Source organism: Actinomadura sp. RB99 (assembly GCF_014706005.1).
Taxonomy (GTDB): domain Bacteria; phylum Actinomycetota; class Actinomycetes; order Streptosporangiales; family Streptosporangiaceae; genus Spirillospora.
In genome coordinates this window covers 86,581-106,156 of sequence record NZ_JABMCA010000018.1, presented here as the reverse complement: position 1 = coordinate 106,156, position 19,576 = coordinate 86,581, and the positions used below count along the sequence as shown (strand labels likewise).

At 72.7% G+C, this 19,576-nt stretch carries 18 protein-coding genes; 7 read left to right on the top strand and 11 right to left on the bottom strand.

Annotated elements, in window-relative coordinates; translation table 11 throughout:
• The first annotated feature begins 8 nt into the window (after nt 1-8).
• Genes amrb99_RS18755 through amrb99_RS18745 form a run of 3 tightly spaced genes read left to right on the top strand, consistent with a single transcriptional unit; the run spans nt 9 to nt 2,970 of the window.
• Nucleotides 9-887 carry an ABC transporter permease gene (locus amrb99_RS18755; RefSeq protein WP_190857469.1) on the top strand — a complete coding sequence of 293 codons (879 nt, stop codon included), beginning with the start codon at nt 9-11 and terminating at the stop codon, nt 885-887.
• Between the two features lie 11 nt (nt 888-898).
• Nucleotides 899-1,936 carry an ABC transporter ATP-binding protein gene (locus tag amrb99_RS18750; protein WP_241755670.1) on the top strand — a complete coding sequence of 346 codons (1,038 nt, stop codon included), beginning with the start codon at nt 899-901 and terminating at the stop codon, nt 1,934-1,936.
• Nucleotides 1,933-2,970, top strand: coding sequence for an oligopeptide/dipeptide ABC transporter ATP-binding protein (locus amrb99_RS18745; RefSeq protein WP_190857467.1), 1,038 nt, complete (start codon nt 1,933-1,935; stop codon nt 2,968-2,970). Before amrb99_RS18750 ends, amrb99_RS18745 begins: the two co-directional genes overlap by 4 nt.
• Before the next feature lie 6 nt (nt 2,971-2,976).
• On the opposite strand, the gene amrb99_RS18740 is transcribed toward amrb99_RS18745, so the two are convergent.
• Nucleotides 2,977-3,567: a LysE family translocator gene (locus tag amrb99_RS18740; RefSeq protein WP_347256738.1), complete on the bottom strand. Its 591-nt coding sequence runs from the start codon at nt 3,565-3,567 to the stop codon at nt 2,977-2,979.
• A gap of 103 nt (nt 3,568-3,670) precedes the next feature.
• Between amrb99_RS18740 and amrb99_RS18735 the strand changes: the two genes are divergently transcribed.
• The 3 genes from amrb99_RS18735 to mug are packed head-to-tail and all read left to right on the top strand — an operon-like array spanning nt 3,671 to nt 5,970.
• Nucleotides 3,671-4,609, top strand: a complete 939-nt coding sequence (locus tag amrb99_RS18735) for an aldo/keto reductase (RefSeq protein ID WP_190857463.1) — start codon at nt 3,671-3,673, stop codon at nt 4,607-4,609.
• Nucleotides 4,610-4,654: 45 nt separating this feature from the next.
• The gene (locus amrb99_RS18730) at nt 4,655-5,374 is read left to right on the top strand and encodes a TSUP family transporter (RefSeq protein WP_190857460.1); all 720 of its coding nucleotides are present in this window, start codon (nt 4,655-4,657) and stop codon (nt 5,372-5,374) included.
• Nucleotides 5,374-5,970: a G/U mismatch-specific DNA glycosylase gene (mug, locus tag amrb99_RS18725; protein ID WP_190857458.1), complete on the top strand. Its 597-nt coding sequence runs from the start codon at nt 5,374-5,376 to the stop codon at nt 5,968-5,970. Before amrb99_RS18730 ends, mug begins: the two co-directional genes overlap by 1 nt.
• Here the strand turns inward: mug and amrb99_RS18720 are convergent.
• The 5 genes from amrb99_RS18720 to idi all read right to left on the bottom strand — a co-directional run bounded on the left by amrb99_RS18720 (nt 5,924) and on the right by idi (nt 10,562).
• A complete protein-coding gene (locus amrb99_RS18720; protein ID WP_190857456.1) occupies nt 5,924-6,367 on the bottom strand; it encodes a hypothetical protein in 444 nt (147 codons plus the stop codon). The two genes, mug and amrb99_RS18720, sit on opposite strands and share 47 nt — an antisense overlap.
• Nucleotides 6,368-6,706: 339 nt before the next feature.
• Nucleotides 6,707-7,573 (bottom strand): carbohydrate ABC transporter permease, encoded by an 867-nt coding sequence (locus amrb99_RS18715; protein WP_190857454.1) that lies wholly within the window; start codon nt 7,571-7,573, stop codon nt 6,707-6,709.
• On the bottom strand, nt 7,570-8,490 hold the full coding sequence (locus amrb99_RS18710) for a sugar ABC transporter permease (protein WP_347256737.1): 921 nt from the start codon (nt 8,488-8,490) through the stop codon (nt 7,570-7,572). The genes amrb99_RS18715 and amrb99_RS18710 overlap by 4 nt, the downstream gene beginning before the upstream one ends.
• Nucleotides 8,487-9,794, bottom strand: coding sequence for an ABC transporter substrate-binding protein (locus tag amrb99_RS18705; RefSeq protein WP_241755669.1), 1,308 nt, complete (start codon nt 9,792-9,794; stop codon nt 8,487-8,489). The genes amrb99_RS18710 and amrb99_RS18705 overlap by 4 nt, the downstream gene beginning before the upstream one ends.
• 189 nt (nt 9,795-9,983) lie before the next feature.
• Nucleotides 9,984-10,562 carry an isopentenyl-diphosphate Delta-isomerase gene (gene idi, locus amrb99_RS18700; RefSeq protein ID WP_190857452.1) on the bottom strand — a complete coding sequence of 193 codons (579 nt, stop codon included), beginning with the start codon at nt 10,560-10,562 and terminating at the stop codon, nt 9,984-9,986.
• Nucleotides 10,563-10,710: 148 nt separating this feature from the next.
• Between idi and dxs the strand changes: the two genes are divergently transcribed.
• Nucleotides 10,711-12,621 (top strand): 1-deoxy-D-xylulose-5-phosphate synthase, encoded by a 1,911-nt coding sequence (gene dxs / locus amrb99_RS18695; protein WP_190857451.1) that lies wholly within the window; start codon nt 10,711-10,713, stop codon nt 12,619-12,621.
• 28 nt (nt 12,622-12,649) lie between these two features.
• Here the strand turns inward: dxs and amrb99_RS18690 are convergent, their stop codons facing one another.
• From amrb99_RS18690 to amrb99_RS18670, 5 genes are all read right to left on the bottom strand, one after another.
• Nucleotides 12,650-13,015 (bottom strand): hypothetical protein, encoded by a 366-nt coding sequence (locus amrb99_RS18690; RefSeq protein WP_190857449.1) that lies wholly within the window; start codon nt 13,013-13,015, stop codon nt 12,650-12,652.
• A 117-nt stretch (nt 13,016-13,132) separates the two neighbouring features.
• A complete protein-coding gene (locus amrb99_RS18685; protein WP_190857447.1) occupies nt 13,133-14,482 on the bottom strand; it encodes an FAD-dependent oxidoreductase in 1,350 nt (449 codons plus the stop codon).
• Nucleotides 14,483-14,566: 84 nt separating this feature from the next.
• Complete coding sequence (locus tag amrb99_RS18680; protein WP_190857445.1) at nt 14,567-16,051, bottom strand: amino acid permease; 1,485 nt, start codon at nt 16,049-16,051, stop codon at nt 14,567-14,569.
• 103 nt (nt 16,052-16,154) lie between these two features.
• Nucleotides 16,155-18,242 carry a 3-hydroxyacyl-CoA dehydrogenase NAD-binding domain-containing protein gene (locus amrb99_RS18675; RefSeq protein WP_190857443.1) on the bottom strand — a complete coding sequence of 696 codons (2,088 nt, stop codon included), beginning with the start codon at nt 18,240-18,242 and terminating at the stop codon, nt 16,155-16,157.
• Nucleotides 18,239-19,477, bottom strand: a complete 1,239-nt coding sequence (locus amrb99_RS18670; protein WP_190857441.1) for an acetyl-CoA C-acyltransferase — start codon at nt 19,475-19,477, stop codon at nt 18,239-18,241. Before amrb99_RS18670 ends, amrb99_RS18675 begins: the two co-directional genes overlap by 4 nt.
• Between the last annotated feature and the right edge of the window lie 99 nt (nt 19,478-19,576).

Genomic DNA, 19,576 nt, shown 5'->3' with positions numbered 1-19,576 from the left:
AGCACACCATGAGCGCCATCGCCGCCGCGCCCGCGCCGGCCGCCGCCGAGCCCCGCGGGCGCCGGCTGCCGGTGCGGGCGTGGATCGGGCTCGCCGTCGTCGGGCTGTTCGTCCTGGCCGCGCTCCTCGGGCCGGTCCTGACGCCCTACGACCCCGTCGCGACCGACCTGCCGCACCGTCTCCTGCCGCCCGGCTCGCGGCTCGGGGACGGGTCGGTCGCCTGGCTCGGCACCGACCAGCTCGGCCGGGACATGCTCACCACCCTGCTCGCCGGGAGCCGCGTGTCCCTGCTGGTCGCCGCCGCCACCGTCCTCGCCGGCGGGGCCGTCGGGCTCGCCGCCGGGCTCGTCTCCGGCTACTTCGGCGGCTGGGCCGACGCCGTCCTGTCCCGCGTCGGGGACGTCCAGCTGGCGTTCCCGTCGATCCTGCTGGCGATCCTCATCGCCGGGGTCCTCGGCCCGAGCGTCACCAACGTCGTCATCACCCTCGCCGTGACCCGCTGGGTGGTGTTCGCCCGGGTCGTGCGGGCGTCCGCGCTCGCGACCCGGGACCTGGAGTTCGTCGACTCCGCCCGCGTGCTCGGCGCCGGCCACCTGCGGATCCTCCTGCGGCACGTGCTGCCGTCGTGCTGGCAGCCGCTGCTGGTCGCCGCGACCGTCCAGATCGGCCTGGTGATGGTCGCGGAGGCGTCGCTGAGCTTCCTCGGCCTCGGCATCCCGCCCGACCAGGCCTCGTGGGGCGCGACCGTCTCGGCGGGCCGCGACTACCTCGGCTCCGCCTGGTGGATCTCCACGATGCCCGCGATCGCGCTGGCCGCCGTGGTCACCGGAGTCGGCCTCGTCGGTGACGCCTTCCGCGACCTGGCCGACCCCCGGGCCCAGCTCTGAGAGGCACCCCCATGACCATGTCAGCCGTCCACCCCGTCCCCACCCCGCCCGGCGAGGACGCCGCCGCGCAGTTGCGCGACGTCCACATCGGGTTCCGTTCCGGCCGGCACGTCACCCCCGTCGTCCGCGGCGTCTCGCTGCGGCTGCGCCCCGGGCGCGTCCTCGCGCTCGTCGGCGAGTCCGGCAGCGGCAAGAGCCTCACGTCCCTGGCCCTCATCGGGCTCCTTCCGCCCGGCGCCGAGATCACCTCCGGGAGCGTCGTCCTCGGCGACGACGACACCGCCGGCTTCACCGCGCGGCAGTGGCGGGAGGCACGCGGCAGCCGGGTCGCGATGGTCTTCCAGGACCCGATGGCCGCGCTCAACCCCGGCTTCGCCGTCGGCCCCCAGATCGCCGAGCCGTTCCGCCGTCGGCTCGGCCTGAGCCGCCGGGAGGCGCGCGAGCGGGCCGTCGCGCTGATGCGCGAGGTCGGCATCGCCGACGCCGAGACGCGCTACGGCGACCATCCGCACGAGTTCTCCGGCGGCATGCGGCAGCGCGCCGTGATCGCGATGGCGCTGGCGCTCGGCCCGTCCGTGCTGCTCGCCGACGAGCCCACCACCGCCCTCGACGTGACCGTCCAGGCGCAGATCCTGCGCCTGCTGGCCCGCCGCCAGCGGGAGGCGGGGCTCGCCACGCTGCTGGTCTCGCACGACCTCGGCGTGGTCGCGCGGATGGCCCACGAGGTCGCCGTGATGTACGCCGGGCGGATCGTGGAGCAGGGGCCGCTGGACGCCGTCTACACGCGTCCCGCGCACCCGTACACGCTGGGCCTGCTGCGGGCCATGCCGGACGGGAAGGAGGAGGGCGGCCGCCTGACCCCGATCGCGGGGCTGCCGCCGGATCCGCGGCGCCCGCCCGGCGGCTGCGCCTTCCATCCCCGCTGCCCGTTCGCGACGGACGTGTGCCGGACCGAGGACCCCCCGCTCGCCGAGAGCGGCGGACGGGCCGTCGCCTGCCACCACGCCGACGAGGTGGGCACCGCCCACCAACCCGAGGAGGACCGATGACGGCGACCGCGCACGGCACCGCGGCACCGGCCGGGGACGCCGACGTCGTCCTGCGGGTCGGCGGCCTGGAGGCCGGCTACCAGCGGCCCGGCCGGCACGGGTTCGGCCGGCGGCGGGTGCCCGTCGTCGCCGGGCTCGACCTGGCGGTCCGGGCGGGCCGGACGCTCGGCGTCGTCGGCGAGTCCGGCTGCGGCAAGTCCACGCTCGCGCGCGCGATCGTGGGGCTGATCCCCGCGTTCGCGGGGACCATCGAGTTCGACGGCGCCGACCTCGCGTCGATGCCGCCCCGGCGGCGGCGCCGTGTGAGCCGCGACGTGCAGATGGTGTTCCAGGACCCGTACACCTCGCTGAACCCGCGCATGACCGTCGCCGCGGTCGTCTCGGAGGGGTGGCGGGTCCATTCCGGCATCGTCCCGCGCGACCGCGAGGACGCCGAGGTCGCGCGGCTGCTGGAGCTGGTCGGCCTGCGGCCCGAGCACGCCGCGCGGCGGCTGCACGAGCTGTCCGGCGGGCAGTGCCAGCGCGTCGCCATCGCCCGCGCGCTCGCGCTGCGGCCCCGGCTGATCGTGTGCGACGAGGCGGTGTCGGCGCTGGACGTGTCGGTCCGCGCGCAGATCCTCAACCTGCTGGCGGACCTGCAGGCCGAGCTGGGCGTGGCGTACCTGTTCATCTCCCACGACCTGGACGTCGTCCGGCACATCGCGGACGAGGTCGCGGTGATGTACCTCGGCACCGTCGTCGAGCAGGGCACCGCCGAGCAGGTGTTCGGCGACCCCCGGCATCCGTACACGCGGGCGCTGCTCTCGGCGGTCCCCTCGGTGCGCGACCGGCCGGACGACGCCGCCCGGGAGATCGTCCTGGAGGGAGAGGTGCCGTCGCCGGCGGCGCCGCCGAGCGGGTGCAGGTTCCGGACCCGCTGCTTCATGGCCGCCGAGACGTGCGCGGAGAAGGTGCCGGAGCTGATCGTCCGGGAGGGGGCGGCGCACGCGGTCGCCTGCCACTTCGCGGACGCGGACGCCGGGACGGTGGTCTAGGGCGGTCTAGCGCTCGGTGACCAGGCGCAACCCGAAGCCGATGAAGGCCAGGCCCGTGACCTGCTGGAGCCGCCGCCTGACGGCCGGGCGCGCCAGGGCGCGGCGCGCCGCGCCCGCGGCGCCCACCACGGCCCCGAGCCACAGCAGGCCCTCGGCGGTGTGGATCGCCGCGAACGCCATGCTCGTCCCGAACACCGGCGCGCCGTGCGGGACGAACTGCGGCATCAGGCTCATGTAGAACACGCCGACCTTCGGGTTCAGCAGGTTGGTGGTGAACCCGGTGCGGAACGCGGCGGGCCCGGAGACCGGCGCGTCCGGCTCGGCGGCGGGCGCGCCGGACCGGCGGCGCGTCCGCCAGAGCGCCTGGGCGCCCAGCCAGAACAGGTAGCAGGCGCCCGCGACGCGCAGCGCGTCGAAGGCGAACCGGGACGCGGCGAGCAGCGCGGTCAGCCCCGCCGCGCTCGCCACCGCCCAGGTCAGGCATCCGGACGCGACGCCGGCGGCCGCGAGGTACCCGGTGCGGCGGCCGGCGGCCACCGTGGTCCGGACGACGAGCATCGTGTCCAGTCCGGGCGTGACGGTGACGACGGCGGCCACCGCGGCAAAGGCAAGACAAGCGGCAAGCATTCGGACATTCTGCCAGGAATGTTCGGGGCCGCCGGGGGAACGGCGGCGGCGCACCCTTTGATTGGATCGGAGCATGGCTGACACCAGGAAGATCGGCGACCTCGACGTCCACCCGCTGTCGCTCGGCGGCAACGTGTTCGGCTGGACGGCGGACCGCGACCACTCGTTCGAGATCCTCGACGCCTACGCGGCGGCCGGCGGCGACTTCGTCGACACCGCCGACTCGTACATGGCGTCCGCGCCCGGCAACGCGGGCGGCGAGTCCGAGACGATCATCGGCGACTGGATGGCGGAGCGCCGCAACCGCGACGACATCGTGGTGGCGACCAAGGTCGGGCGGCACCCCGGCCGGCGCGGCCTCGCGCCCGCGAACATCCGGGCCGCCGCCGACGACTCGCTGCGGCGGCTCCGCACCGACCGCATCGACCTCTACTACACCCACTTCGACGACCCGTCCATCCCCGTCGAGGACATCATGGGGACGCTCGACGAGCTGGTCCGCGCGGGCAAGGTCCGCGAGATCGCGGTGTCCAACATCGACCTGGACCGGCTGGAGGCGTCGCTGGAGTTCAGCGAGCGCGAGGGCACGGCCCGCTACGTCGCGATCCAGCCGCACTACAACCTCGTGTCCCGCGACACCTACGAGGGGCCGCGCCGCGACCTCGCCGAGCGGTACGGGCTGGCCTGCGTCCCGTACTACGGCCTGGCGTCGGGGTTCCTGACCGGCAAGTACCGCCCCGGGGCCGAGGTGGACAGCCCGCGCGCCGGCCGGGCGGGGGAGTACCTGAAGACCGAGCGGGGGCGCCGGGTGCTGGCCGCCCTCGACCTGGTCGCCGAGGAGCAGGGCGCGCCCGTCGCGACGGTCGCGCTCGCGTGGCTCGCCGCCCAGCCGACGGTCGCCGCGCCGATCGCGAGCGCCCGCACGCTGGAGCAGCTCCAGCCCATCCTCCAGGCGCTCCGGACCACCCTCACCGACGCCCAGCTCGCCGCGCTCACCGACGCGTCCGCCTGATCGGCAATCGCAGATCGGAAAAGTCGGGATGTACCGTTCCATGGCGTGCCACCACCCGACTTCCTGCTGATCGGCGGCCTGGCCGCGCTGCTCGGCGCCATCGTGCAGGGCAGCGTCGGCCTCGGCGTCGGCCTCGTCGCCACCCCCATCGTGACGATGCTGTTCCCGTCCCTGATGCCCGGCTCGATCCTCGTCATCGCGCTCGCCCTCCCGGTCGCCACGCTCGTCCAGGAGGTCCGGCACGTCGAGATGCGGGGCCTCGGCTGGGCGTTCGCCGGACGCCTCGCCGGGACCCCCGCCGGGGCGTGGCTCGTGGCGACCGCCCCGGACCGCGTCCTCGGCATCGCCATCGGCGCCGTCGTCCTCGCCGGGCTCGCCGTGACGACCTGGACGCGGGAGGTGCCGCGCAACCGCCGCACGCTCGCCGTCGCCGGCGCCATCTCCGGCACCACCGCCACCGCGTCCGGCATCGGCGGCCCGCCGATGGCGCTGCTCTACCAGCGCGAGAGCGGCCCCCGCATCCGCGCCACCCTCGCGGTCTTCTTCATCGCCGGCGCGCTGCTGTCGCTCGGCACCCTCGGCGCCGCCGGGCGCCTCCCGGTCCGGCAGGTCACCGCCGGCCTCGCGCTGCTCCCGTTCGTCTACGCCGGCTTCTTCGCCGCGGGCCCGCTGCGCCGCTACCTGGACGCCGGGCGCCTGCGCGTCGCGCTGCTCATCGTCGTCGGGACGTCCGCGACCGTCCTGATCGTCCGTAACCTGGTCTGATGCGCCCCACCAAGGCCGACCTCGAGGCCGCCCGCGACCGCCTGATCCCCGACGTCCTGCCCCCGGACGGCGAGCCGCTGCGGGTCCTGTTCAGCGGCATCAACCCGGGCCTGTACTCCGCCGCGACCGGCCACCACTTCGCCCGCCCCGGCAACCGCTTCTGGCCCGCGCTGCACCGCTCCGGCTTCACCGACCGGCTGCTGCACCCGTCCGAGCAGCACCTGCTGCCCGCCTACGGGCTCGGCATCACCAACATCGCGCCGCGCGCCACCGCCCGCGCCGACGAGCTCACCGACGAGGAGCTCCGCGACGGCGGGCGCCGCCTCACCGCGCTCGTCGAGCGGCACGGCCCCGCCTATGTCGCCATCTGCGGCGTCACGGCCTACCGCACCGCGTTCGGGCGCCCCCGCGCCGGGATCGGCCCGCAGGACGAGGCGTTCGGCGCCGCGAAGCTGTGGATCCTGCCCAACCCCAGCGGCCTGAACGCGAGCTGGCAGCTCGACCGCCTCGCCGCCGAGTTCGCCCGCCTCCGCGAGGCCGCCGACGCGCTCAGGACGAGTGGTCGAGCGCCGCGGTCGCCGCGAACATCGTGCTGATCTCGGTGACGAGCGCCGGCTTCGGCTCCCACAGGCCCGGGCTGCGGCCGAGCGCCACGATGGGCCGGGGGAGGGCGCGGACGCCGCCGAGGTGCCAGTGGTGCGCCCCCGGGTCCGCCCACGGACCGCAGTCGCAGGAGCCGCCCCGCGCGGCGGCGGAGCAGACCCCGTCGAGCTCGGCGACGGCGATGACGGCGCCGATCGTGGCGAGCGGGTCGCGCGGGTCCCAGCCGGCCGCCTGGACGAGCGGCGAGTCGCACGCCTTCAGGTCGACGCGCATCGACGCGTGGACGAGCAGCGGGCCGCGGTAGGCGGTCGGCAGGTTCTCGTTCGAGACGGTCTTCCCGCCACGCGCGATCGCGAACGCCCATGGCTGCTGAACGCTCAACGCCTGCACGCGGTCACCTCCTGTCGGCCCGAAGTGTGATCGCGCGGGTCCGGCCGGACGGTCGCCGCCGGTTCGCCGCGCGATGATGCCCGAGAGGCTAGGCGCATCTCCGCCCGATTGCCAATGCGGGAGGCGAGCGGCTCGTGCGTGGCCATTCCGATCCCCTTCGATCACCAATGTGACGCGCGAGGACCGTGCCCGGTTGACGTGCCGGCGGGACGGAAGGGACGTGCCCGTGGGGCGGATGGGGCGTCCGGTGCGACGGATCGGCGCCCGGCGGGGGACCGGGGCGCGGCGAAGAAAAGGGGCGCCCCGGCCCGATCGCCGGAGCGCCCCGTCCGTCCCGTCTCAGCCCTTCAGGGCGCCCGCCATCAGCCCGCGCATGAAGAACCGCCCGAGCAGCAGGTAGACCAGCAGGGTCGGCAGCGACGCGAGCAGCGCCTCCGCCATCTGCTGGTTGTACTGGACGGCGACCGCGCCCGAACCCGCGGTGTTGTTCAGCATCACCGTGACCGGCCAGCTGTCGGGCGCGCCGAGGAACACCGCGAACAGGAAGTCGTTCCACATCGAGGTGAACTGCCAGATCACCGTCACCGCGAACGCGGGCCCCGACACCGGCACGATGATCGACCAGTACGTGCGGATGATGCCGGCGCCGTCGACGCGGGCCGCCTCGATCAGCTCGTCCGGGATCGTCACGTAGTAGTTGCGGAAGATCAGCGTGCAGATCGGGATGCCGTAGACGACGTGCGCGAGGACCAGGCCCCGGATCGTCCCGACCAGCCCCATGTTCGTCAGCAGCCCCGCCAGCGGGATCATCACCGCCTGGTACGGGATGAACATCCCGAACAGGAACAGCGTGAAGACCGCGTCGGCGCCGGGGAAGCGCCACTTCGACAGCACGTACCCGTTCAGCGAGCCGAGCACCGCGGAGATCAGCGAACCGGTCACCGCGATCTTGACGCTGTTCTCAAGGCCGGGCTTCAGGGCGTCCCACGCCGCGCTCCACCCCGACGCGCTCCAGTGGTGCGGCAGGTTCCACGCGCTGCTCGGATCGGCCTCCTGCAGCGGCTTGAAGCTGGTGACGACCAGGACGTACACCGGGATGAGGAACAGGATCACGAACGCCAGCAGCACCACCGGCCGGGCGATCCGCAGGGTGCGGGCCGCCGCGCCGGCGCCCGCCGGCGGCCGGGCCGTGCTCGCCGCGGTCATCGGGTCCGCTCCGCCCGCACCGACCACACCAGGTACGGGATCACCAGGAGCGCCACCGCGAGCAGCAGGTAGGTGGCGATGGTGGCGCCGTTGGCGGGGTCGTGCCGGTCGAAGATCTCCACGTACGTCGCGATGGCCGGGACGTAGGTGATGATCTGCTTGCCGGCGATCGCCATGATCAGGTCGAACACCTTCAGCGAGATGTGCCCGAGGATGATCAGCGCCGACAGCGTCACCGGGCGCAGCTGCGGGAAGACCACGTACCGGTACACCTTCCACTCGGACGCGCCGTCGACGCGCGCGGCCTCCCGCAGCTCCTCGGGGACGCTGCGGAACCCGGCGAGGTACAGGGCCATGACGTAGCCGGACATCTGCCAGATCGCGGGGAGCGCCATCGCGGCCATGCCCCAGTGCGGGTCCTGCCACCAGTCGTTCGCCAGCGCGTTCAGGTGCAGCTTGTCGAACAGCTGGTTGAACCCGACGGCGCGCTGCGGCGGCGCCGGGTTCATCAGCCACCGCCACACCACGCCGCTGGCGATGAACGACACCGCCATGGGGAACAGGTAGACGACCCGGAACGACGCCTCGCCCCGGATCCCCTTGTCCATCAGGAACGCCAGGAACGCGCCGAGCAGGAGGGCGCCGAGCACGAACACGGCGGTGAACAGCAGCGCGTGCTTCACCGCGCCCGGCCAGCTCGGCTCGTGCCACAGGTCGACGAAGTTCTTGCCCTTGTCGAACCCGTACGGCGACACCTCGTCGTGCTTGCCGCTCACCGCCACCCGCGTGTTCCAGAAGATCAGCCCGTAGACGAACAGGCCGATCGCCACGATGGACGGCGAGACCAGCAGCAGACCCGGCAGCCACCTCCTGCTCCGGCGCAGGTTCCAGCGGCGTCCCGTGCGCGCTCCCGTCACTGACCGCTGTTCTTCGCGGCGGCGACGAGCTGGGACTGGAGCTTGCCGACGTCCTTGCTCTGCAGGAACAGGCCCACCGCCGTGTCGATGTCGGTGTGCTGCTTCTTGCTGGCGTTGACGCCGTGCCAGAACGAGCCCGCGAGCTTGGTGGCCGGGTTGTTCCACTGCTCGAACGCGTACTTCAGGTAGCCGGTGCTGTAGAGGCTCTTGTCGGCGTCCTTGCGGGCGGGGACGGAGCCCTTCTTCGGGTTGAAGAGGTCCTGGCCCTCGCGGCTGGAGACCTCCTTCAGCCACGCCAGCGCCCCGGCGCGGTGCGGCGCGCCCTTCGGCAGCGTGAAGCTGTCCGACAGCCACAGGTAGGTGCCGTCGGTGCCGGGCGTCGGCGCGTACTTGAAGTCGGTGTCGAGCTTCTTGCCGAGGCCGTTCGGCGCGCTGCCGACGAAGTAGCCGTACGCCCAGTCGCCCATGATGTTGAACGCGGCCTTGCCGTCCACCACGGCCTTCGCGGCGCCCTGCCAGTCGGTGGACGCGGCCTCGGTGGTCGTGTACTTCAGGATCTCGGCGTAGTCGTTCAGCGCCTTCGTCATCGCCGGGGAGCTCCAGTCGGCGCCCGGCTTCCACAGCGCGTTGTAGGCGTCGGTGCCGAGGTCGCCGAGCAGCACGTTCTCCAGCAGGTGGTCGGCGGTCCACTGGGCGCCGAGCGACAGCGGCACCTTCTTCGTCTTCTCCTTGACGGCCTTCAGGTCGGCGATGAACTCCGGGATCGACTTCGGCGCGTCGGAGATGCCGGCGTCCTTCAGGATGCCCGGGTTGTACCAGAGCATGTTGGACCGGTGGATGTTCACCGGCACCGAGTAGATGTGGCCCTTGTAGCTGATCTGCTGCAGGAGCTGCTGGGGGTAGACCGACTTCAGGTTGTTCTCGTCGTAGAAGGAGTCCAGCGGCTCGATCTGCCCGGCCTTGATGTAGTCGAGCAGCTCGGCGCCCGCGTGCCCCTGGAAGGAGTCCGGCGGCTTGCGGTTCTGCAGCCGGCTCGCCAGCACCGCCTGCGCCTGCGTGCCGGACCCGCCGGCGATCGCGGCGTTGACGAACTTCGTGCCGGGATTCTTCTTCTCGAAGTCGGCCTTCATCGCGGCCAGCCCGTCGGCCTCACCTGGACCGGTCCACCACGAGAAGACCTCGACCTGGGACTTGTCGTTGTTGCCCTTCTTGTCATTTCCGCCGCACGCCGACAAGGCGAGAGCACCGGTCATCGCGACGGCCGCGAACGCCGTCCAGCGGTGCCGGGGAGCACGTCCTAGCATCGTCCGTCCCTTCGGTAACCCCCGGGGTAAGCAAGCGTCCGTTCGGGACGTGACCGGGTCAACACCGGGGACGGAAAAGTGATCACTCGGTTACCGGCCGGGGGCCGGGCGCGCGGCGCGCGCCCGGCCCCCGGAATGGTCCTGCGGACGGGGTCCCCCCGCCCCTCTCCGCGGCTACCAGGGACGCGGCTACCAGGGAAGGGCGGGCGGCAGCGTCGCGGTGCCCGCGTCGGGCCAGTCGCGCGGCTCGCCGAGCGGCGCCAGCTCTTCGAGCTGCAGCCGGTACCACGGCGAGGACTCGGGCCGGCCGGCGAGGTCGAGGCACTGCCGCCACGTCCACCACTCGGCGTCCTCGACCTCGTCGGGGTTGCGGCGGACGGGCGTGCCGGCCGGGACGTCGGCGCGCACCACCGGGCAGCGCTCGTTCTCGAGGGTGCCGTCCTCGGCGACCGCCCGGTACTGGAACGCCGGGAGGACGGATGTCAGAGACACGCCGGAGATGCCCAGCTCGTCCTGCAATCGCCGCAGCACGGCGTCCCGCAGCCCCTCGCCCGGACCGGGGTGGCCGCAGCAGCTGCCCGTCCAGACGCCCGGGAACGTCCGCTTCGACAGGGCGCGGCGAGTGATCAGAACGCGACCCTCCGTGTCCACCACATAGCAGGAAAAGGCCAGGTGGTACGGCGTGTCTCTATGGTGACTCGCGGCCTTGGGGGCGGTTCCGACCGCCTCGTCATCCGCGTTGAGCAGTACGATCTCTTCGACGGCCATGCTCTTTTCCTACCCCATCGGCCTCGCCGGGGTCAGTCGTTTCACACCCCGCGGGGAGGTCCCCTTCGGCGCGTCGCGGGCGAACCGGGATTAAACTCGGAACGGCCCGAGCCAGGGGAACCGGTCCCCGACGGAGGAGTTGACACGCGTGAGCCTGCTGGAGTCGATCAAGGGTCCCGACGACCTCAAACGACTGGACGCCGCGCAGCTGTCGAGCCTCGCGGACGAGATCCGCGACTTCCTGATCGACGCGGTCGCCAAGACCGGCGGGCACCTCGGCCCCAACCTCGGCGTGGTCGAGCTCACCATCGCGCTGCACCGGGTGTTCGACTCGCCCAAGGACAAGATCCTGTGGGACACCGGGCACCAGTCCTACGTGCACAAGCTGCTCACCGGCCGGCACGACTTCACCCTGCTCAAGCGGCGCGGCGGCATCTCCGGCTACCCCAGCCGGGCCGAGTCCGAGCACGACGTGATCGAGAACTCGCACGCCTCCACCGCGCTGTCCTACGCCGACGGGCTGGCCAAGGCGTTCGAGCTGCGCGGCGAGAGCGACCGGGTGGTCGTGCCCGTCGTCGGCGACGGCGCGCTCACCGGCGGCATGTGCTGGGAGGCCCTCAACAACATCGCCGAGGGCAAGGACCGCCGGGTCATCATCGTCGTCAACGACAACGGCCGCTCCTACTCGCCGACGATCGGCGGGCTGGCGAGCCACCTGGCCGCCCTGCGCGTCACCCCGACCTACGAGCAGGCCCTCGACCTGGTCAAAAGGACCGTTCCCAGGGCGCCCGTCGTCGGGAACGTCGCCTACGAGGCGCTGCACGGGATCAAGAAGGGTCTCAAGGACATCCTGCAGCCGCAGGCCATGTTCGAGGACCTCGGCCTCAAGTACATCGGCCCCATCGACGGCCACGACGAGCAGGCCGTCGAGCACGCGCTGCGCAAGGCGCACGCGTTCGGCGGGCCGGTGATCGTGCACTGCATCACCCGCAAGGGCCACGGCTACTCGCCCGCGGAGAACGACGAGGAGGAGCAGTTCCACTCGCCGGGCCCGTACGACCGCGAGACCGGCGTGCAGAAGCCCAAGGGCCGCATCTGGACCAACGTGTTCAGCGAGGAGATGGTCAAGATCGGCCGGGAGCGCCGCGACGTGGTGGGGATCACCGCCGCGATGCTGCACCCGGTCGGGCTGGCCGACTTCGCCGCCGCCTACCCGGACCGGATCTACGACGTCGGCATCGCCGAGCAGCACGCGGTGACGTCCGCCGCCGGGCTCGCCCTCGGCGGCCTGCACCCGGTCGTCGCGGTCTACGCCACGTTCCTGAACCGGGCGTTCGACCAGGTGCTGATGGACGTCGCGCTGCACGGCCAGGCGGTCACGTTCGTCCTGGACCGGGCCGGCGTCACCGGCGACGACGGGCCGTCCCACAACGGCATGTGGGACCTGTCGCTGCTCCAGCTCGTGCCGGGCATGCGGATCGCCGTCCCGCGCGACGGCGCCCGCGTCGCCGAGCTGCTGCGCGAGTGCCTGGCGGTCTCCGACGGCCCGACCGCGCTGCGCTTCCCCAAGGGCGCCGTGGCCGCCGACCTGGACGCCGTCGACCGCATCGGCTCGATGGACGTGCTGGCCCGGCACGAGGGCGCCAACGGCGCCGACGTGCTCATCGTCGCCGTCGGCGCGATGGCGACGGCCGCGGTCGAGGTCGGCGAGCGCCTGGCCGCCCAGGGCATCGGCGCCACCGTCGTCGACCCGCGCTTCGTCAAGCCCCTCGACCCGGCCCTGCCGGGCGCGGCCGCCGCGCACAGCATGGTCGCCGTCGTCGAGGACAACGGCCGCGTGGGCGCCGTCGGCGACGCCGTGGCCCGCCTGCTGCGCGACGAGGGCGTCGACACCCCGGTCCGCACCTTCGGCATCCCGCAGGAGTTCCTGGACCACGCCAAGCGCGACCTGATCCTCGCCGACTGCGGCCTCACCTCGCAGGACCTGGCCCGCGACATCACCGAGGCCGTCGCCCGCGTCACCGCCGCGGACGCGCCCGAGCCCGCCACCTCCGACTGACGCCCCCGGGAGCGCCGCCGGGGGCGCGTCAGATGCCCTCGGCGGACAGCAGCTGCCAGAAGTGGGTGATGGACGCGGCGCGGGTGCCGAGCTCGCGGCCCGAGTAGGTCCACCGGCCCCGCAGCCGCCACGGCCGCCCGGCGCCGTCCTGCACGTAGACCTGGAGCGGGAAGCAGGCGTCATGGGCGCGGATGACCCCGGCCGGGTCGACGGACGGGGCGAGCCGGGGCTCGCCCTCGCACCGCACGCCCATCACGGACGTGCGCGGGTCCTGGCGCAGCAGTCCCTGCGTCAGGTCGTACACCAGTACGGAGACGTAGTCGGGTCCGAGCCACCTGAGGTCTGGCACCGTCTCGGGAGGGGGGAACCCGTACAGTTCAGGACCGACGGTCACAGGCGCACGGTAGCGGTCCGTGCACGCTTTCGTCACTAGTTTCCCGGCGGGTTCTTCCGTCTCATCGGTCCACGACCGGATCGGCGGCGCGGGCCGGAGGCGGGGACCACCGGGCGGCTACTCCGCCTCGCGGCAGGCGGACGTCATCGCCTCCCACCGGGCGAGCTTGACGCGTTCGCCGCGGTCGAGGGTGCGGGCGAGGGCGATCTCGGCGGCGTCGAGGTTGAGCCAGTCGTTGTAGGTGACGACCGGCAGCCCCCGCGCCTCGAGCAGCTCCTCGACGGTGCGCTTGGGCGCCGTGTCGGTGCCCTCCAGGTCCGCCAGGAGGTGACGGACCGTCTCGGCCGCGTCGGACTTGTTGGTGCCGACGACGCCGGACGGCCCGCGCTTGATCCACCCGGCGACGTACTCGCGGGGGACGGGGGAGCCGTCCGCGCCGAGGATGCGGCCGCCGTCGTTCGGCACGGTGAAGGACTGCTCGTCGAACGGGACGCCCTCCAGCGGGACGCTCTGGTACCCGACCGAGCGCAGCACCAGCCCGACGGGCAGCGTCTCGAACTCGCCGGTCCCGACGACGCGGCCCGACGCGTCCAGCGCGGTCCTCTCCAGCCGCAGCCCCTCGACGCGGTCGGTGCCGAGGATCTCGGCGGGGGCGCGCCAGAACCGGACGTCGATGTGGCGGGCGCGGCCGGCGGCGGGCTCGCCCGTCCAGCCGTTCAGCACCTTGACGTTGCCGCGCACGTGCCGGTCGTTCTCGGCGAGCTCGGCGCTGACGGGGTCGAGGTCCATGTCCTCGGGGCTGACGTGGATGCTGGCGTTCTCCAGCTCGCCGAGCTCGCGGGCCTCCTTGGTGGTGAACTTCGCCTGCGCGGGCCCGCGCCGCCCGATCATGTGCACGCGCTTCACCCGGCTCCGGCTCAGCGCCTCGATGACCTGCTCGGGGACGTCGGTGGCGCGCAGCTCCTCCGCCGTCTTGGCGAGGATCCGCACGACGTCGACGGCGACGTTGCCGACGCCGATGACGGCGGCCTCCTCGACCGACAGGTCGAAGGCGTGGTCGGCGGCGTCGGGGTGCCCGCAGTACCAGTTGACGAAGTCGGTGGCGGCGATGCTGCCCGGCAGCTCCTCGCCGGGGATCCGCATCTGCCGGTCGACCATCGCGCCGGTGCAGTAGACGACGGCGTCGTAGCAGTCGAGCAGGTCGGCGCGGGTGAGGTCGCGGCCGAGCTCGACGCAGCCGAAGAACCGCACGGCCGGGTTCTCCAGGACCCGCTGCAGGTACTTGGCGATCGACTTGATCGACGTGTGGTCGGGGGCGACGCCGTAGCGGACCAGGCCGTACGGGGTCGGCAGCCGGTCGAACACGTCCACCCGGACGTTCCCGTCGGTCTGCTTCACCAGGGCCTCGGCGGCGTAGATGCCGGCGGGCCCGGAGCCGATCACCGCGACGAGCACAGGGGTAGCCATGCGCGTATTGTGCCGACCCCCACGCCAAAAGAACACCGTGACACCGGTCACGGGATCCTTTAACGGCGGCTCGGGCGCGCCCCGTCAGGACCGCTCGGACGCCGCGGCGAGCCCGACGCGGCTGTGGTTCCGGCCGTAGCCGAAGTAGATGATCGAGCCGACCACCATCCAGGCCAGGAACCGGTACCAGGTCTCCAGCGGCAGGTTGATCATGACGAAGAGGCAGCCCAGCACCGACAGGATCGGGATCACCGGGACGAGCGGGGTGCGGAACGCGCGCGGCAGGTCGGGGCGGGTGCGGCGCAGGATCAGCACGCCGACCGACACCAGCAGGAACGCGAACAGCGTGCCGATGTTGACCAGCTCGGCGAGCTTGGCCAGCGGGATGAACCCGGCCAGCACGGCGACGACGCCGCCCATGATGACGGTCGACAGCCACGGCGTGCCGAACCGCGGGTGGATGGCCGACAGCCACGGCGGCAGCAGCCCGTCCCGGCTCATCGCGAAGAACACCCGGCTCTGCCCGAGCAGCAGGATGAGCACGACGGCGATGAGGCCGACGACGGCGCCGACGTCGATGATCGTGGCGAACGCGGAGTGCCCGACGGCCTTGAACGCGTCCGCGAGCGGCGCGGCGTCGGAGAGCTTCTTGTAGTTCTGCATCCCGGCGACGACCGTCGACACCGCCGCGTAGAGGAGCGCGGTGATGACGAGGGAGCCGATCAGGCCGATCGGCAGGTCGCGCTGCGGGCGGCGGGCCTCCTCGGCGGCGGTGGCGACGATGTCGAAGCCGATGTAGGCGAAGAAGACGATGGCGATCGCGGCGAAGATGCCGAGCCAGCCGTAGCTGACCGGGGTGATCCCGAAGATCACCTGCATGAGCGGCGCCGCAGCGCCCTTCACCGACGGGTTCGGCTCCGAGGGCGGGATGAACGGGTGGTAGTTCTCGCCCTTGACGAAGAAGAGGCCGGCGACGATGACCAGCAGGACGACGGACACCTTCACCACCACGACGACCGCGTTCACCCGCGAGGAGATCTTCACCCCGAGGACGAGCAGCCCCGTCACCACCAGCACCAGCGCGATCGCCGGGACGTTGACGACACCGCCGCCGGTGCCCGGCGGGTTGAGGATCGCGGCGGGCAGGTGCACGCCCGCGCTGTCCAGCAGCGAGGCGAAGTACCCCGACCAGCCGACCGACACCACCGCCGCGCCGAGCGCCAGCTCCAGGATGAGGTCCCAGCCGATGATCCAGGCCGGGAACTCGCCGAGGGTGGCGTAGGAGAACGTGTAGGCCGAGCCCGCGACCGGGACGGTGGAGGCGAACTCGGCGTAGCACAGCGCGGCCAGCGCGCAGACGACGGCGGCGAGGATGAACGAGATCGCGACCGCCGGGCCCGCCTTCTCCTTGGCGACCTGCCCGGTGAGGACGAAGATGCCCGTGCCGACGATGACGCCGATGCCGAACACGACCAGGTCGAGCGCGGACAGGTCGCGGCGCAGCCGGTGCCCGGGTTCCTCGGTGTCCTTGATCGACTGTTCGACCGACTTGGTGCGCAGCAGGTTCATCGTCGCTCCTCGGCGTCACGTCGTTATGACACCCCTATGCCCGGATGCGCGCCGCTTATGATCACCCACCGCCCGCGATCGCGCGGGCGGTGGGCGACCCGGGTCAGGCGGGGAGCGAGGCCGTGCCGGGGGCGAGGAAGCGGCGCCCGGTCGTCTTCTCGGCGATGCCCGACCGGTCCAGGTACGGGGTGATGCCGCCGAGGTGGAACGGCCAGCCCGCGCCGAGGATCATGCACAGGTCGATGTCCTCGGGCGCCGCGACGACGCCCTCGTCCAGCATGATCCGGATCTCGTCGGCGAGCGCGGCGAGCGCCCGGTCGAGGACCTGCTCCTCGGTGGACGGGCTCGTCCCGCCGCCGAAGATCGCCACGACCTCGGGGTCGAGGGAGAAGTCCGGCAGGTAGACGCCCCGCTTGCCCGCCGCGACCATCTTCGCCAGGTTGTCCGACAGCGGGAACCGGTCCGGGAACGCGCCGTGCAGGGTCTCGTTGACGTGCAGCGCGATCGCCGGGCCGACCAGCCCCATCAGCACGAACGGCGGCATCGGCAGGCCGAGCGGCGCGGCGGCGCGCTCGGCGACCTCGATCGGGGTGCCCTCGTCGACCGTCGCCACGATCTCGGCGAGCAGCCGCAGCAGGACGCGGTTGACCACGAACGCCGGGGCGTCCTTGACCAGCACGCACGACTTCTTCAGCGCCCTGCCGGTCGCGAACGCGGTGGCGAGGGCCGCGTCGTCGGTCCGCTCGCCGCGGACGATCTCCAGCAGCGGCAGCACCGCGACCGGGTTGAAGAAGTGGAACCCGACGACCCGCTCGGGGTGCCGCAGCCCGGCCGCCATCTCGGTGACCGACAGCGAGGAGGTGTTGGTGGCGAGCACGCAGTCGGCGGAGACGTGCTCCTCGACCTCGGCGAACACCTTCTGCTTGACGGACATCTCCTCGAACACGGCCTCGATGACGAAGTCGGCGTCGGCGAACGCGTCCTTGGTCAGCGAGCCGGTGATCAGCGCCTTCAGCCGGTTGGCCTTGTCGGGGGAGAGGCGGCCCTTGCCGAGCAGCTTGTCGATCTCGCCGTGCGCGTAGCCGACGCCCTTGTCCAGGCGCGCCTGGTCGAGGTCGGTCAGCACGACCGGGACCTCGAGGCGGCGCGCGAACAGCAGCGCGAGCTGCGAGGCCATCAGCCCGGCGCCGACGACGCCGACCTTGGTGACCTTGCGGGCGAGGGACTTGTCGGGCGCCCCGGCGGGACGCTTCGCGCGCTTCTGGGTGAGGTCGAACGCGTACAGCCCGGCGCGCAGCTCGTCGCTCATGATGAGGTCGGCGAGAGCCTCGTCCTCGGCGGCGAAGCCCTCGTCGCGGCTCCGGTCCTTCGCGGCGGCGACCAGGTCGAGCGCGCGGGTGAAGGACGGCGCGGCGCCGTGCAGCTTGCCCTCGAGGTTCCAGCGGGCCATCGCGACCGCGTCGTCCCACGCCTTGCCCTTGTCGACCTCGGGCCGGGTCACGGTGATCTCTCCGTTGAGGACGCGGGCCGTCCAGGCGAGCGACTCCTCCAGGAAGTCGGCCGAGTCGAAGATCGCGTCCGCGATGCCCAGCTCGTAGGCCTGCCGGCCCTTCAGCATCCGGTTCTGCGCGAGCGGGTTGTCGATGACGGCCTTCAGCGCCTTCTCCGCGCCGATCAGGTTCGGCAGCAGGTACGTGCCGCCCCAGCCGGGCACCAGGCCGAGGAACGCCTCCGGCAGCGCGAACGCCGGGACGCCCGACGAGATCGTCCGGTAGGTGCAGTGCAGGCCGATCTCGACGCCGCCGCCCATCGCCGCGCCGTTGTAGTAGGCGAACGACGGGACGCCCAGCTCGCCGAGCCGCCGGAACACGTCGTGCCCGAGCCTGCCGATTGCCCGCGCGTCCGCGTGGTCGGTGATCAGCGGCACGCCCTTGAGGTCGGCGCCGACCGCGAAGATGAACGGCTTGCCGGTCACGCCGACGGCGACGATGTCGTCCCGTCCGGCGACGCGGTCGAGGGCCGCGTCCAGCTCGGCGAGCCCGTTCGGGCCGAAGGTGTTCGGCTTGGTGTGGTCGTGGCCGTTGTCGAGCGTGATCAGCGCGAGTGTGCCCGCGCCGTGGGGGAGCGCCACGTCCCGGACGTAGGCGTGCGTGACGACCTCGTCCGCGAAAACCGCTGCCAGATCGCTCACTTGGAGCCCTCCCAGTTCACGTTCTCCCAGAGGACGGTCCCGCCCATGCCCATGCCGACGCACATCGTCGTGAGCCCGTAGCGCACGTCGGTGCGCTCCTCGAACAGCCGGGCCAGCTGGTTCATCAGCCGCACGCCGGACGAGGCGAGCGGGTGGCCGAGCGCGATCGCGCCGCCCCACGGGTTCACCCGCGCGTCGTCGTCGGCGATCTTGAAGTGCTCCAGGAACGCCAGCACCTGCACGGCGAACGCCTCGTTGATCTCGATGAGGCCGATGTCGTCCATGGTCAGGGAGTTGCGGGCGAGCAGCTTCTCGGTCGCGGGGACGGGCCCGACGCCCATCACCTCCGGCTCGACGCCGGCGAACGAGAAGTCGACGAGCCGCATCCTCGGTGTGAGGCCGAGGTCGCGGGCGACGTCCTCGGCGGCCAGCAGGCACGCGGTCGCGCCGTCGTTGAGGCCCGCGGCGTTCCCGGCGGTGACGTTGCCGTGCACGCGGAACGGGGTCTTCAGCTTGGCGAGGTCGTCCATCGTGGTGCCGGGGCGCGGCGGCTCGTCCTCGGTCGCGAGGCCCCAGCCCAGTGTTTCGCCCCCATGGCTGCGCCCCGCCACCCCCCGGTCGGCGGAGCGGATCGCGGTCGGGACCAGGTCCGGCTGGATCTTCCCGGCGGCGTAGGCGGCGGCGACCTTCTGCTGGCTGCGCACCGCGTAGGCGTCGGCGCGCTCCTTGGTGATCTGCGGGAACCGGTCGTGCAGGTTCTCCGCGGTCGAGCCCATGACCAGCGCGGACGGGTCGACGAGCTTGTCGGCGAGGAAACGCGGGTTCGGGTCGACGCCCTCGCCCATCGGGTGCCGGCCCATGTGCTCGACGCCGCCCGCGATGGCGACGTCGTAGGAGCCGAACGAGATGCCGGCGCCGGTCGTGGTGACGGCGGTCATCGCGCCCGCGCACATCCGGTCGATGGCGAAGCCGGGGACGCTCTTCGGCAGCCCGGCGAGCACGGCGGCGGACCGGCCGATCGTCAGTCCCTGGTCGCCGGTCTGGGTGGTGGCGGCGATCGCGACCTCGTCCACCCGCTCCGGCGGGAGGGACGGGTTGCGGCGCATCAGCTCGCGGATCGCGCGGACGACCAGGTCGTCGGCGCGGGTCTGCGCGTACAGGCCCTTGGGGCCGGCCTTGCCGAACGGCGTGCGGACGCCGTCGACGAACACGACGTCGCGTGCGGTGCGAGGCACGGGTCGTCCTCCCTGCGGATGGGCGGTGTGGTGGAAGCGTCGAGCCCCGTGCCGCCCGGCGCGTCCGTTCGGAGCGGATGGCCGTCGATCGGGCGGCAC

Bases quoted from the DNA above. Each gene is read 5' to 3' on its own strand.
- amrb99_RS18755 (WP_190857469.1), top strand. From the start codon at position 9: ATGAGCGCCATCGCCGCCGCGCCCGCGCCGGCCGCCGCCGAGCCCCGC.
- amrb99_RS18750 (WP_241755670.1), top strand. From the start codon at position 899: ATGACCATGTCAGCCGTCCACCCCGTCCCCACCCCGCCCGGCGAGGAC.
- amrb99_RS18745 (WP_190857467.1), top strand. From the start codon at position 1,933: ATGACGGCGACCGCGCACGGCACCGCGGCACCGGCCGGGGACGCCGAC.
- amrb99_RS18735 (WP_190857463.1), top strand. From the start codon at position 3,671: ATGGCTGACACCAGGAAGATCGGCGACCTCGACGTCCACCCGCTGTCG.
- mug (WP_190857458.1), top strand. From the start codon at position 5,374: ATGCGCCCCACCAAGGCCGACCTCGAGGCCGCCCGCGACCGCCTGATC.
- amrb99_RS18715 (WP_190857454.1), bottom strand. From the start codon at position 7,573: ATGACCGCGGCGAGCACGGCCCGGCCGCCGGCGGGCGCCGGCGCGGCG.
- amrb99_RS18705 (WP_241755669.1), bottom strand. From the start codon at position 9,794: ATGCTAGGACGTGCTCCCCGGCACCGCTGGACGGCGTTCGCGGCCGTC.
- idi (WP_190857452.1), bottom strand. From the start codon at position 10,562: ATGGCCGTCGAAGAGATCGTACTGCTCAACGCGGATGACGAGGCGGTC.
- amrb99_RS18685 (WP_190857447.1), bottom strand. From the start codon at position 14,482: ATGGCTACCCCTGTGCTCGTCGCGGTGATCGGCTCCGGGCCCGCCGGC.
- amrb99_RS18680 (WP_190857445.1), bottom strand. From the start codon at position 16,051: ATGAACCTGCTGCGCACCAAGTCGGTCGAACAGTCGATCAAGGACACC.